This is a genomic window from Curtobacterium sp. 260 (assembly GCF_030803485.1).
Classification (GTDB): domain Bacteria; phylum Actinomycetota; class Actinomycetes; order Actinomycetales; family Microbacteriaceae; genus Curtobacterium.
The window spans coordinates 76,022-88,860 of sequence record NZ_JAURUY010000007.1; the positions used below are offsets into that span (position 1 = coordinate 76,022).

12 protein-coding genes and 5 tRNA genes are annotated in these 12,839 nt (G+C 72.4%); 13 read left to right on the forward strand and 4 right to left on the reverse strand.

Going from position 1 to position 12,839, the window contains the following annotated elements; translation table 11 throughout:
- Positions 1-47: 47 nt before the first annotated feature.
- A tRNA-Val gene (locus J2X59_RS10160) sits at positions 48-120 on the reverse strand.
- 395 nt (positions 121-515) lie between these two features.
- Here J2X59_RS10160 and J2X59_RS10165 point away from each other — a divergent pair.
- The 6 genes from J2X59_RS10165 to J2X59_RS10190 all read left to right on the forward strand — a co-directional run bounded on the left by J2X59_RS10165 (position 516) and on the right by J2X59_RS10190 (position 2,482).
- A tRNA-Gly gene (locus tag J2X59_RS10165) sits at positions 516-587 on the forward strand.
- A gap of 82 nt (positions 588-669) precedes the next feature.
- Positions 670-743: transfer RNA gene (locus tag J2X59_RS10170), tRNA-Cys, on the forward strand.
- A 45-nt stretch (positions 744-788) separates the two neighbouring features.
- Positions 789-863 (forward strand) — tRNA-Val (locus J2X59_RS10175).
- A 241-nt stretch (positions 864-1,104) separates the two neighbouring features.
- Positions 1,105-1,662: a hypothetical protein gene (locus J2X59_RS10180; protein ID WP_326496589.1), complete on the forward strand. Its 558-nt coding sequence runs from the start codon at positions 1,105-1,107 to the stop codon at positions 1,660-1,662.
- On the forward strand, positions 1,659-2,150 hold the full coding sequence (locus J2X59_RS10185) for a hypothetical protein (protein WP_326496590.1): 492 nt from the start codon (positions 1,659-1,661) through the stop codon (positions 2,148-2,150). The genes J2X59_RS10180 and J2X59_RS10185 overlap by 4 nt, the downstream gene beginning before the upstream one ends.
- Entirely contained in the window at positions 2,147-2,482 is a 336-nt protein-coding gene (locus J2X59_RS10190) for a hypothetical protein (protein WP_066654221.1), read from the forward strand. Before J2X59_RS10185 ends, J2X59_RS10190 begins: the two co-directional genes overlap by 4 nt.
- Positions 2,483-2,540: 58 nt before the next feature.
- Here the strand turns inward: J2X59_RS10190 and J2X59_RS10195 are convergent, their stop codons facing one another.
- Positions 2,541-2,747, reverse strand: coding sequence for a hypothetical protein (locus J2X59_RS10195; RefSeq protein ID WP_066654223.1), 207 nt, complete (start codon positions 2,745-2,747; stop codon positions 2,541-2,543).
- A gap of 290 nt (positions 2,748-3,037) precedes the next feature.
- Here J2X59_RS10195 and J2X59_RS10200 point away from each other — a divergent pair.
- Positions 3,038-3,109, forward strand: a tRNA-Gly gene (locus tag J2X59_RS10200).
- Positions 3,110-3,193: 84 nt separating this feature from the next.
- Here J2X59_RS10200 and J2X59_RS10205 read toward each other — a convergent pair.
- Entirely contained in the window at positions 3,194-3,991 is a 798-nt protein-coding gene (locus tag J2X59_RS10205; RefSeq protein WP_326496591.1) for an FAD-binding oxidoreductase, read from the reverse strand.
- The gene (locus tag J2X59_RS10210) at positions 3,988-4,581 is read right to left on the reverse strand and encodes a molybdopterin-dependent oxidoreductase (RefSeq protein ID WP_066654225.1); all 594 of its coding nucleotides are present in this window, start codon (positions 4,579-4,581) and stop codon (positions 3,988-3,990) included. Before J2X59_RS10210 ends, J2X59_RS10205 begins: the two co-directional genes overlap by 4 nt.
- A 249-nt stretch (positions 4,582-4,830) precedes the next feature.
- On the opposite strand from J2X59_RS10210, the gene J2X59_RS10215 reads away from it, so the two are divergent.
- Genes J2X59_RS10215 through J2X59_RS10240 form a run of 6 tightly spaced genes read left to right on the forward strand, consistent with a single transcriptional unit; the run spans position 4,831 to position 12,826 of the window.
- Entirely contained in the window at positions 4,831-6,432 is a 1,602-nt protein-coding gene (locus J2X59_RS10215) for an ABC transporter substrate-binding protein (protein WP_251160233.1), read from the forward strand.
- Positions 6,429-7,430, forward strand: coding sequence for an ABC transporter permease (locus J2X59_RS10220; protein WP_326496592.1), 1,002 nt, complete (start codon positions 6,429-6,431; stop codon positions 7,428-7,430). Before J2X59_RS10215 ends, J2X59_RS10220 begins: the two co-directional genes overlap by 4 nt.
- Positions 7,427-8,305, forward strand: a complete 879-nt coding sequence (locus J2X59_RS10225; RefSeq protein WP_271826140.1) for an ABC transporter permease — start codon at positions 7,427-7,429, stop codon at positions 8,303-8,305. The genes J2X59_RS10220 and J2X59_RS10225 overlap by 4 nt, the downstream gene beginning before the upstream one ends.
- Complete coding sequence (locus J2X59_RS10230; protein ID WP_326496593.1) at positions 8,302-10,119, forward strand: ABC transporter ATP-binding protein; 1,818 nt, start codon at positions 8,302-8,304, stop codon at positions 10,117-10,119. Before J2X59_RS10225 ends, J2X59_RS10230 begins: the two co-directional genes overlap by 4 nt.
- The gene (locus J2X59_RS10235) at positions 10,116-12,161 is read left to right on the forward strand and encodes a CocE/NonD family hydrolase (protein WP_326496594.1); all 2,046 of its coding nucleotides are present in this window, start codon (positions 10,116-10,118) and stop codon (positions 12,159-12,161) included. Before J2X59_RS10230 ends, J2X59_RS10235 begins: the two co-directional genes overlap by 4 nt.
- Positions 12,158-12,826, forward strand: a complete 669-nt coding sequence (locus J2X59_RS10240; protein WP_326496595.1) for a TetR/AcrR family transcriptional regulator — start codon at positions 12,158-12,160, stop codon at positions 12,824-12,826. Before J2X59_RS10235 ends, J2X59_RS10240 begins: the two co-directional genes overlap by 4 nt.
- The last annotated feature ends 13 nt before the right edge of the window (positions 12,827-12,839 follow it).

Genomic DNA, 12,839 nt, shown 5'->3' on the forward strand with positions numbered 1-12,839 from the left:
GTGCGCCGGGCTCTGCTCGGGTGTTCTTCAGGCCCTGAATGGGCACGTGGGCGATACCAGACTCGAACTGATGACCTCTTCGGTGTGAACGAAGCGCGCTACCAACTGCGCCAATCGCCCCCTGCACTTGCGTGCCAGTCGATAATAGCGGACGTTTGGGCCTGCACCGAACACGGCGCGTCACCCGGGTGTGGCGCGGGCGCCCTCGGTGCCCGCTTCGTCGTGCTCGTGCGTGGTGCTCGTGCTGATGCGTGCTGGCGCCAGGTGAGAACGGGTGTACCTGATGGGATCGGGCGTACCTGGTGCTCCGCGACGACCAGGTACGCCCGTTTCCACAGTGCACTGCGGCCGTCATGGGAAAGAACGGGCACTCGAGAAGCCCCCCGATCCGCATGAACGCGGGGGACACGCCCGGTGAACGAGGGGGATTTTGGCGGAAGGCGTCCGGTTCGTATAGAGTTCTTCTCGTCGCCGCGACAGCGGAGAGACAGGAGCGGCCCTCGGGTCGCCGACATGCGGATGTGGCGCAGTGGTAGCGCATCACCTTGCCAAGGTGAGGGTCGCGAGTTCGAATCTCGTCATCCGCTCGAGTGTGGGAGTCCCCGGACGACCACGACTCACCAGAGGGTATCCCACCGTTCGGGTACTCACGGAGACGTGAACCTCGATGGTGGGGTGGCCGAGAGGCTAGGCAGCGGCCTGCAAAGCCGTCCACGCGGGTTCGAATCCCGTCCCCACCTCCAGCAACACCCTCCAAGATCCTGCACGACCCTGGTCAGCAGATCTCTGGGCGATTGGCGCAGCGGTAGCGCGCTTCCCTGACACGGAAGAGGTCACTGGTTCGATCCCAGTATCGCCCACCACCTGAAAACCCCCGCTCCGGCGGGGGTTTTCTCGTTCCTGCGGTCGGAACACGGGATCCGCGACGACGGCTGTTCGTCGCCCGTGGCGATCGTCCATGTGGTGGCCGTCGCCGACTGGTAGCTGCGCGGCGACGATGTACGACTGTCCGTCCGCGGACCGCCGGAGCGCGGCGAGTGCCTGACGGTCCTGCCTGCTCACTCCGAACCGACCTGCGTACAGTGGGCGCACGAGGGGGAGCACATGGGGGAGATCCGGCGCGACGAAGCTGCGGCCGGCACGACGACGAGAGACGGGTCGAGGACACAGCGCACCGCCTTGCTCGGTTCGACCACGGCACTCGTCCTGCTCGTGCTCACCGGCTGCGTGAGCACGGCACCGCGCGGCTCCGAGGTGGATGCGGCGACCGCGAAGCGGTCGATCGTCGATCTCGTCGAGCGGTCGACGTCCGCGGTCGGTGGCGACTGGACGGTCTACCGTGGCCCGGCGGTCGAGCCGTGCGGACAGGACGTCGGGGATCGCGTCCGGTACGTCTACATCGCGGAACGAGCTGGCTCCACCACCGGGCGGCAGCGTGACGTCGAAGCCGTGCGTGCGGTGTGGGAGGACGCGGGCACGGACGTGGTCGACACGGGTACGGGTGGCGCAGGCACGCGGGTCGGCATCCGCGGGACCAGCGGTCCGGTGACCTCCATCGGTCTCGATGCGGGGCCGGATCGGTACCGCATGTCCGGGGTCAGCGTGTGCGCGCCCGGGAACGCCTCGGAGCTGCGGGACGACGAGTTCGGGGACGAACGGTGAGTCGCGGGACGAGCTGGGTCGCCGTGCTGGTCGCGACCGCAGCGGTCCTCACGGCGTGCAGCGCCGACCCCGGCGGATCCGGGACGGATGCGTCCCACGCGAAGCGGTCGATCGTCCGCGTGGTCGAGCAGACCACGGAGTCGATCGGCGGGGGCTGGAGCGTCTACAGCGGCCCGGCGGCGGAGCACTGCGAACGTGCCGGCGCTGCGCCCGGAGCTCGCTGGAGCTCCATCGTCGAGCGGACGGCACCGGACGGAGTGGACCCGGCCGCTGACGTCGAACGGGTCGAGCAGGCGTGGAACGAACTCGAGATCACCACCGAGCGCTTCGCGAGCGGATCGGCGGACCCCCTGCTCGGCGTCCGCGGTGCCGGAGGGCCCGTGACGTCGATCGGGTTCAACGCCTTCCCCCAGCGCTACAGCGTGACCGCGGAGTCGACCTGCTTCGACGGGAGCGTCGCGGAACTCCGGGGAGCGGGGAGCTCGTGACCGATGACCGGCGGACCTACCGGATCGTCTCCCGCATCGGCTTCACCGCTGCTCCGGCGATGTTCTTCCTGCCGCTCCTCGTCCCGATGTTCTCCGGCGGCTACCGGTCGTGGCCGATCGTCTGCATGACGGCGGCGTTCGCGGTGCTCGTCTCCGCGTCCTCGTTCGCCGCCATGGCGAGCACGCCACCTGACGGGAACCCCGGGGCGCACCAGCTGTGGGCGATCCCGGTCGCCGTCGTCGCCCTGCTGCCCGGGGCGGTCCTCTCCTCCGGGCTGTACCTGACGGTGGTCGCCCTGCTGAGCCAGGCAGCTGCGACAGCGCCGGGCTGACGGAAGACGCCCGCCTGACAGGACACGCCAGCCCGACGACGGGCGCGGACGGTGCTCGTCAGACCGGACGGTAGATCGCGATCGGGGGAGCGGACGGGTCGCCGTCGTCGTGCGCGTCGCCCGTGGCGAGCCAGGTGCGACCCTCGTGCTCGATGGTCGTCGGCAGGTTGCCGTGCACGAGGATGCGGACGGCCGGCGAGTCGCCGTCGATCAGGTCCACACCGTGTGCCTCGGTGCCACCGGGGTTGTCGTGCACGTAGCTCATGCCCCGAGTGAACCCGGTCGGCCTGGGAGTCCGGGACCGTCCGGCCGCTCGCAGGGTTCGGGTCGCCGCGATAGGCCGGACGAGGGGTGGGTGGCCCCGGCGCCCCGCCCGGACGGACTCGGGGCACCGAGGAAGCATCCGGAGCCGACGGCGGCTCGGATCGGTCGGCGTCCGAGGCTTGCGGTTTCCCGCAATCCCGCACCCGACGGCGATCGACGGTGCGTGCGACGCGCCCGGCTGCGCCGTGGATCACGGTCGCGGGAACGGTTCGGGGTAGAGTGTGCGTGTACGCGGATGTGGCGCAGTGGTAGCGCATCACCTTGCCAAGGTGAGGGTCGCGAGTTCGAATCTCGTCATCCGCTCGGAACACGAAGGCCCTGGTCACCGACCAGGGCCTTCGTCGTCTCAGGCCCGGTCTCCTCGGAGAACCGGGACGACCAGGACTGTCACGCGCCGCCGAAGCGCTCTGCTCGGACGTCGGACAGGTCGTGGCCGAGCTCGCCGAGCCACCGCAGCACCTGCTCGACGAACGGCGTCGACCCGCAGACGTACACGAGCGCTCCGGACCCGGGCGGCAGGACGGCCCGATCGAGTCGCTCCCGTGTGAGACGCCCCACGGGTTCGTCGGACCCCTCCGGAGCGCGCCGGCTGTACACGTGCGTGACCTCGAGCGGCGCGGCCGCGCGCAGGGCGTCCGCGAGCTCCTCGCGGAAGAACACGTCCTCCGGCGTGCGGGTGGCGTACAGCAACCGCAACGGCATCCGGTCGGCGGCCTCGGCGTGCGCGGTGACCATCGGGAGCAGTGGGACGATGCCCGACCCGCCGGCGATCAGCTGCACGGGCCTCGTCGACGCGCCGGGTCGCCACACGAACCACCCGCCGAGGGGCCCGTGCACGTCGAGGCCGTCGCCGACCTCGATCGCGTCGACCAGGAACGGGGAGACCTCGCCGCCCTCGACCCGGTCGACCGCGAGCGTCACCCGGGTGCCCGCACCGGACGAGGCGATCGAGTAGGAGCGCGACGCCTGGTAGCCGTCCTCGGCGGTGAGGCGCAGGTCGAGGTGCTGCCCCGGGTCGTTGCCCGGCCAGGTCGGGACGTCGAGGACGATGCGGCGCGCGACCGGGGTCTCCGGTGCGACGGAGGCGACGGTGGCGGCGTGCCAGGCTGGCCGTCTGCGGGCGGGGGCCGACGCGCTCGGGGCGGTCCGCGCCTCCAGGCCGTCGACGGGAGAGGGACCGCTCACCAGTACCGCTCCTCCTTCCAGGGGTCGCCGTGCATGTTGTAGCCGGCGTTCTCCCAGAAGCCCGGCTCGTCCTCGGCCTGCATCACGATGCCGCGCACCCACTTCGCGCTCTTCCAGAAGTACAGGTGGGGCACGAGCAGGCGGGCCGGGCCACCGTGCTCGGGGGTGAGGGGCGCGCCGTCGGCCTCGAAGGCGATCCACGACCGTCCACCGAGCAGCTCGGCGCGTGGCACGTTCGTCGTGTAGCCCCCGAAGCTGTGCACCGTGCAGAAGTCGAGCGAGGTCTCGACGTCCGCGAACAGGCGGTCGAGGGAGACGCCACGCCAGGGCATGTCGAGCTTCGTCCAGTGGGTGACGCAGTGGATGTCGACGGTGACGTCCTCGACGCCGAGGGCGTGCACCTCGTCCCAGGTCCAGGTGCGGAGCCCCGTCTCGGTGCGGATGGAGAAGCTCCAGTCGGCCGGCTCGATGTCGGGGGTGGCCCCGGCGGAGAGCACCGGCCAGTCGCGCACGAGGGTCTGTCCGGGCGGGATGCGCGGGTCGTCGCGGTCGTCGCGGCGGCCGCCGAAGCCCCGGGTGAACGTCGCCATGGAAGCTCCTCGTCTCGGTGCGGCGGCTTCCCGCCGTCCCGCTCGGTCCGGCGCTCCCGCGGACCCGCCGTGTAACGGATCGGTAAACACTGGAGCGCGTCGTCACCAGCGTACCGATGCCCTCGGATCGGTGCGCCCACGGGCATCGAGGGGGCGCCGAGCGGCCGTCGGGCCGAGGAGCGGGGCTCGCGCTCCGAGCTGGCTCCCTCTATCGTTCACCGGAACGATTACCAGGAGGGGTCACCCCGAATGCAACCCATCGTCCACGACGACCGCGACGTCCGCGGTCCCAGCCGGCGCACACTGCTGACCGGTGCCGCCGGGCTGGCCGGGCTCGGCCTGCTCACGCTCACCGGGTGCAGCTCCGGCGCGGCAGCCGGCACCGCGGCGCTGCCCGAGGCCGCCGCGACCGGCGCGACCCGAGCGGGGGGACGGCTCCGGGTGGCACGCCCCGCTGCCTCCGCCGCGGAGACACTCGACTCGGCCAGCTCGCTGTCCGCCTACGAGTACCTCGGCGCCCTGTACAACCGGCTGGTCAGGCTCGACGAGCAGGGGACGACCGTACCCGACCTCGCCGAGGAGTGGTCCGCGAACGCCGACGGCACCGAGTGGACGTTCCGTCTCCGGCGTGGCGTGCGCTTCCACGACGGCGCACGGTTCACCGCGGACGACGCGATCGCGAGCATCCGGCACATCCTCGACGAGGCGACCGCGTCGCCGCAGGCCGGGGTCCTCGGTGAGGTCATGGACGCCTCGTCGATGACCGCGGTCGACCCGTACACGCTCCGGTTCGCGCTCACGAAGCCGAACGCCGAGTTCCCGTCGCTGCTCACCGCCTACCAGTGCTACATCGTGCCGGCGGGCGCCGTCGCGGACATCGGCCGGACGGGCATCGGCACCGGTCCCTTCCGCCTCTCGTCCTTCACGCCCGCCGGTGCCGGGAGCGTCGAGGCGTTCGAGGACCACTTCGCGGGTCGCCCGACGCTCGACGGCATCGACTTCTTCTCCGTCCAGGACACCACCGCGCGCGTCAACGCCCTGCTCGCGGGCCAGGTCGACCTCATCTCGCAGACGAACCTCGACTTCGCCACCGCCCGGGTCGTCGCGGCCTCGGACCGAGCGACGATCGCCCGCTCCACGAACGCGCAGTGGTACACGATCCCGATGCTCGCGACGAGCGACGAGTTCGCGGACCCGAGGGTCCGACAGGCGATGAAGCTCGCGTACGACCCGCGGACGATCGTCGACACGGCCCTGCAGGGCACGGGGGCGCCCGGCTGGGACAACCCGGTGCCGCCGCAGCTCGCCGCCTTCGTCGACGAGCACCGCGAACACGACCCGGACAAGGCGCGCGCACTGCTCCGGGCCGCCGGTGCCGAGGGACTCCGCACGTCCATCTACACGTCGTCCTACGAGTCGGTCTTCACCCCGATGGCGGTGGCCTACCGCGACGCGGTCGCCGACGCCGGCATCCGGCTGACGATCCGGAACGCGAGCGCCGACTCCTACTACACCCAGATCTGGATGCAGAAGCCGCTCATGGTGAGCTACTGGTTCACCGGGCGACCGATCGACCAGCTGCTCAACCAGATCTTCCGCACCGGATCCTCCTACAACGAGAGCGCCTGGTCGAACCCGACCTTCGACACGCTCCTCGACGACGCCCGCGCCGAGATGGACGACGCGAAGCGCCGGACGCTCTACCAGGACGCGCAGCGGCTCGTCGTCGAGGACGGCGCCGACATGACCCCGATGTTCGGGGACCGCCTGGTCGGGCTGTCCCGCGACGTCGTCAACTACTCGGAGTACGGCTTCGAGTTCGACTGGCTCCGGATCGGACTGCGCCGATGAACGTCCTCGTCCCCGCCCTCCGTCGACTCGGCATCGCCGTGCTGACGGTGGTCCTCGCGTCACTGTTCGTGTTCCTCGCGGTGCAGGCGCTGCCCGGCGACGTCGCGCAGCAGCTGCTCGGGCAGAACGCCACGCCCGAGGCGGTCCAGCAGCTCCGGGCGACCCTCGGACTCGACGAGAACGTCTGGCTCCGGTACCTGCAGTGGCTCGCCGGCGCCGCACACGGCGACTTCGGCACGTCGCTCGTCAGCGGCGAGCCGGTCGCGCCGACGCTCCTCACGGCGTTCCGGAACAGCATGCTCATCGCCCTCCCGGCGATGCTGGTCGGCGTGACGCTGTCGCTCGCGCTCGGCGTGCTCGCGGGTGTCCGCCGCGGTCGTGCGACCGACCGGGTCGTCTCGACCGTCAGCCTCCTCGTGATGAGCGTCCCCGAGTTCATGGTCGCGACCGTCCTCGTGCTGCTGTTCGCGATCGGCCTGCCGGTGTTCCCGGCCGTCGTGCTCCGCGGGAGCGACGCCACCGTCGCGGCGCTCCTGCCGACCGTCTGGCTGCCGATCGTCGTGCTGACGCTCGCGATGGCGGCCTACATCCTCCGCACCGCGCGCTCGTCGACCATCGACGTGATGACGTCCGAGTTCGTGACCACCGCCGAGCTCAAGGGCCTGACGATGCGCAGGGTGGTGTGGAAGCACGCACTGCCGAGCGCACTGCTGCCGACGCTGAACGTCATCGCGCTCAACGTCGCCTGGCTGCTCGGCGGGGTGGTGGTCGTGGAGAACGTCTTCAACTACCCGGGCATGGGCAAGCTCATGCTCGAGTCGGTCTCGAACCGCGACCTGCCGACCATCGAGGCGATCGCGCTCCTGAGCGCCCTCGTCTACGTCGTCTGCAACCTCGCGGCCGACCTCGTCGCCCTCGCACTCGACCCGAAGCTCCGCACGCGGCAACGCCGCACCCGGACCCGCCCGGTCCGCAGCACACGGAAGGCCCACGCATGACCGCCGTCGCCCCACGCTCGCGGAGCGTCCTCGGTGCGGCCGTCGCACCGTTCCGCAGCTCGACGGCACTCGGCGTCGGCCTCGCGTTCATCGCCGTGCACCTCGTGCTGGCGGTGCTCGCGCCCGTCATCGCCGGACACGACCCCGTCGCGACGGACGCCACGGACGTGCTCGCCGGCCCGAGTTGGGCCCACTGGCTCGGCACGGACCAGTACGGACGCGACCTGCTGTCGCGCACGCTCAACGGCGGCCGGTACGCGCTCCTCGTGACCTTCCTCGCCACCACCATCGCCGTCGCCGTCGGTACCGTGGTCGGCTGCGTCACGGCGTACGCGGACAACTGGTTCGACGAGGTCGTCATGCGCGTGGTCGACGCGCTGCTCAGCGTGCCCTCGATCCTCGCGCTCCTCGTCGTCGTGACCGTCTTCGACGCCGGACTCTGGGTCATCGTGCTCGCGGTGACCGTCGTCTACGCACCCGCCGTCACCCGCGTCGTCCGTGGTGCCGCGCGGACGGTGATCACGCAGGACTACGTCACCGCGGCCCGCGCCCGCGGCGAGCGCGCCGTGTCGATCGTGTTCCGTGAGATCCTGCCGAACGTGCTCGACGTCGTCCTCGTCGAGTTCGCCATGCGGGCGTCCTGGATCGTCCTGCTCGTCGCGTCGCTGTCCTTCCTCGGCTTCGGGGCGAACCCACCGACGCCCGACTGGGGGCTCATGGTGCAGGAGAACCGGACGGCGCTGACCGTGGTGCCGCTCGGCACCCTCGCGCCGATCGTGGCGCTGGCGACGCTCGTCGTCGGCCTCAACCTCGCCGCCGACGGGCTGGCCAAGTCGCTCGGCGTCGACCGCGCACAGCAGGGAGCGGGCGCATGACCGACCAGCAGACCGTCCACCGCCCGCAGTCGGGGGAGCCCGAGCAGCGGCCGCTCGTGCGCGTCGAGGACCTCGCCGTGTCCTACGCCGCCGGGCGTCGCACGGTGCCCGTCGTACGCGGCGTGTCCTTCAGCGTCGCCGCTGGTCGCACGCTCGGCCTCGTCGGTGAGTCGGGCAGCGGCAAGTCCACCGTGGCCCGCACCCTGCTCGCACACCTGCGCGCGGGGTCGCGCATCACCGACGGCCGCGTCCTCGTCGACGGTCAGGACGTCTTCGCACTCTCGGCCGCTGGGCGTCGGGCGCTGCGGGGCGGGACGGCCTCGGTGGTGGCGCAGAACGCCGGGCAGGCGCTCACCCCGTCGATGCGCGTCGGGGAGCAGGTCCGCGAGGCCCTGCGCGCACACGGCGAGCCCGACGGGCCCGACCGCGTCGCGGAGCTCGTGCGGCTCGTCCGGCTCCCCGACCCCGACACCATCGTCCGGCGCTTCCCGCACCAGCTCTCCGGTGGGCAGCAGCAGCGCGTCGCCATCGCCATGGCGGTCGCCGCGCGCCCGCGCGTCCTGGTGCTCGACGAACCGACGACCGCGCTGGACGTGGTCACGCAGGCGGCCGTCCTCGACCTCGTCGCCGACCTGGGCCGCGAGCTCGGCATGGCCGTGCTGCTCGTGAGCCACGACCTCGGGGTGGTGTCCGCGATGGCGGACGAGATCGCCGTCATGCGCGCCGGTGAGGTCGTCGAGCACGCCGCGACGGCTGCGCTCTTCGCCGCGCCGCAGCACGAGTACACCCGCGCGTTGCTCGCCGCGGTACCGGACGGTCGACGGCCGGAGCAGCGCCGGACGGGAGGCGCGGACCGCCCCCGGCGCGACGCGCGCGTCCCTGGGACGGTCGCCGACACCGCGATCGGCAGCGCGCCTCCCGGGTCACCGGTCGAGCCGCCGGTCGAGCGCCCCGTCGTCGACGCCCAGGACCTCGTGGTCCGGTACCGACGCGGCCTGCCGGCCGCCGTCGACGGTGTCTCGTTCGCCATCGCGCCGCGCGAGACCCTCGCGGTCGTGGGGGAGTCGGGCAGCGGGAAGTCCACGCTCGCGACGACCCTCGCCGGCCTCGTGCCCGCCGAGTCGGGCTCGTTCACCTACGACGACGGCACGGTGCGCGGTGACCTCCGCGAACCGGTCGCGGCGCGGTCGCAGGAGCTCCGACGTGCCGTGCAGCTCGTGTTCCAGAACGCCGACACCTCGCTCAACCCCCGTCGCACCGTCGGTGCCGCCGTCGGTCGGCCGCTCCGGCTGTTCACCGGGAGCTCCTCGCGGGCGCGCGTCGGCGAACTCCTCACGCAGGTCGGACTCGGCCCCGAGTACGCCGACCGGCTGCCGGCGCAGCTGTCCGGCGGACAACGGCAGCGCGTGGGCATCGCCCGCGCACTGGCAGCCGAGCCCCGGCTCGTGATCGCCGACGAGATCACCACGGCGCTGGACGTGCAGGTCCAGGCCGGGATCCTCGCGCTGCTCGACGACCTCCGCCGCGAGCGCGGGCTGAGCTGCCTGTTCATCAGCCACGACCTCGCCGTCGTGCGGGGCGTCGCCGACCGGGTGGCGGTGATGACCGGCGGGCGCATCGTCGAGGTCGGCCCGACCGAGCGCGTCTTCACCGGGACGAACCACCCGTACACGCGCACCCTGCTGCGGGCGACGCTCGAACCGGGGCAGACCGAGCTCCCCGACGTCGGCGACGGCGTGCAGCGCTGGCGGGACGCCCCGGGCTGGACGGACCACGGCGACGGACACCGCACGAGGAACTGGGAGGACGCATGAGCACCCCGCACCTGACCGCGATCGGCCCCGACCCGCAGCTGCCCGAGGGCGTCACGGTCCGGGACGAGTGGATCCCGATGCCCGACGGCGTCCGGCTGCACGCGCGCACCTGGGCTCCCGCCGACCCCGACGGACCGCTGCCGGTGCTCCTGGAGTACCTGCCGTACCGGCTCGACGACTGGACCGCCCCCCGCGACTCCGAACGGCATCCCTGGTACGCGCAGCACGGGTACGCGTCGGTCCGGGTCGACATCCGCGGCACGGGGTCGTCGGACGGCTTCTTCGACGACGAGTACAGCGAGCAGGAGCTCCGCGACGGCGAGGCGGTCATCGCGTGGCTCGCCGCGCAGCCGTGGTCCTCGGGTGCGGTCGGGATGTTCGGCATCTCATGGGGTGGCTTCAACGCGCTGCAGCTCGCCGCGCGGGCCCCGGCGGCCCTGCGGGCGATCGTCACGGTGTGCTCGACCGACGACCGGTACGACAACGACGTGCACTACGTCGGCGGTGCGGTCCTCGGCATCGACATGACGGCCTGGGGCGCCACCATGTTCGCCTTCAACTCGCGGCCGCCGCGTCCCGAGGTCGTCGGGCCGGACTGGGTCGACCGGTGGCGGGCACGGCTGGACCGGAACCGGCCGATGACCCCCGTGTGGCTGTCGCACCAGGAGCGCGACGACTACTGGCGGCACGGCAGCGCGGGTGAGGACCACTCCGCGATCCGGGCAGCGGTGCTCGCGGTCGGCGGGTGGGCGGACCCCTACCGGGACGCCGTGCTCCGCCTGGTGGAGCACGTCGACGCACCGGTGAAGGGCATCGTCGGTCCGTGGTCGCACCAGTACCCGGACCGCGGTCTCGCGCCGGGGCCGTCCATCGGGTTCCTGCAGGAGACGCTCCGGTGGTGGGACCGGTGGTTGAAGGACGTCGACACCGGGGTCGAGGACGACCCGGCCCTCCGCGCCTGGATCAACGAGGGCGAGGCCCCCGCCACCCACTACGCCGAGCGCCGGGGCCGGTGGGTCGCCGCCGTGGCCTGGCCGTCGACCGCCTCCGCCGACCGCACGGTCTCCCTCGACGTGCTGCGCGGTGGTGGGGACGGCCCGGTGGTCGTGCGGTCGCCGCAGCACACCGGTGTCGACGCCGGTCGGTTCTTCCCGTTCGGCAACGCCACCGACCTGCCGCCGGACCAGCGGGCCGAGGACGGCCGCTCGGTGTGCTTCGACCTGCCCGTCGACGAGGCGTTCGACGTCCTCGGCAACGTCACGGTGCGCCTCACCGTGACGAGCGACCTCCCGCGGGCGACGCTCACGGTCCGGCTGTGCGACGTCTCGCCGGACGGGTCCTCCACCCTCGTGACCCGCGGCGTGTGCAACGCCGCGAAGCGGGCCGGAGCCGACCGTGCCGACCCGCTCGAGCCCGGCGTGCCGACCGAGCTGGACGTCCGGCTCGTCTCGACCGGACACCGCTTCGCCGCGGGCCACCGGGTGCGGCTCGCGGTGTCCTCGTCGTACTGGCCCTGGGTCTGGCCGCACGGTGCCGCGGCGACCGTGACGCTCGACCCGGCGGCGTCGTCGGTCACCCTGCCCACGTGGACGAGGGCGACGGACGACGGTGTGCGGTTCGAGGAGCCGGTCCGGTCGACCCCGCTCGCGATCGAGCGGACCTCGCCCGTCGACCCGCTGCCGCAGCGAACCGTCACGCACGACGTGGAGACCGGCGAGTGGACCCTCGACGTCGACTCGGGGTACGGCGGCGGCCGCGTCTACCCGGACGGGCTCGTCTTCACCGAGGACGCGCGCGAGACGTACCGGATCCGACAGGACGACCCGACCAGCGCTCGTGCCACCTCGCGCTGGGCGATCGGGCTCGGACAGCCGGACTGGGCAGCACGGGTCGAGACGACGTCGGACGTGACCGCGACGGCCGACGCCTTCCACCTGGTGAACACCGTGCGCGCCTGGGCCCGAGACGGCGCGACCGGAGCGCCCGAGGTGCTCGTCGCCGAGCACACCTTCACCGACGAGGTCCCGAGGACGTCGGCGTGACCGGGGCCTCCCGCGTCCGGCAGCGTCCGGAGGTGCGCCGGGCGATGATCGTCGACGCGGCGCGCGCGGTCATCGTGCAGCGCGGTGTCGGCGAGACGGGCCTCCGCGACATCGCGGCGGCGGCGGACGTGTCGGTCGGCACGGTGACCTACCACTTCGGCAGCGTCGCGGAGATCCTCAACGAGGTCGTCGTGCTCGAGACGGAGCGCTTCTACGGTGCGATCGTCGCCGCGGTGGACGCCGAGCCGGACCCCGTGGTCGGACTCCGGATGCTCGTCGGACCACTGTTCGGCGACACCGAGCAGGTCTGGCAGCACTGGCGCATCTGGTCGGACTATTGGACCGCCGTCGCCCGACGGCCGGAGGTCGCGGCGGAGTACGCCGAACGGATCCGCGTGTGGGAGGCGTGCCTCGTCCGTGTGGTCGAGCGTGGGCTCGCCGACGGCGTGTTCCACACCGAGGACGGCCCGGAGGTCGTGGCGCTGCGACTCGCGGCCTACAGCGACGGTGTCGCGACGCAGATCGCGCAGGGTGTCCCGACCCTCACCAACGCGGTCGCGCTCGCGTGGATGTGGCGGTTCCTGTCCCAGGAGCTGGGGATCGACGCGGCGACGATCGCGGGCGCGGGGGCGGGCGCGGGGCAGGGGACCCCTGACGAGGGCTGACGTGCCCCGGTCC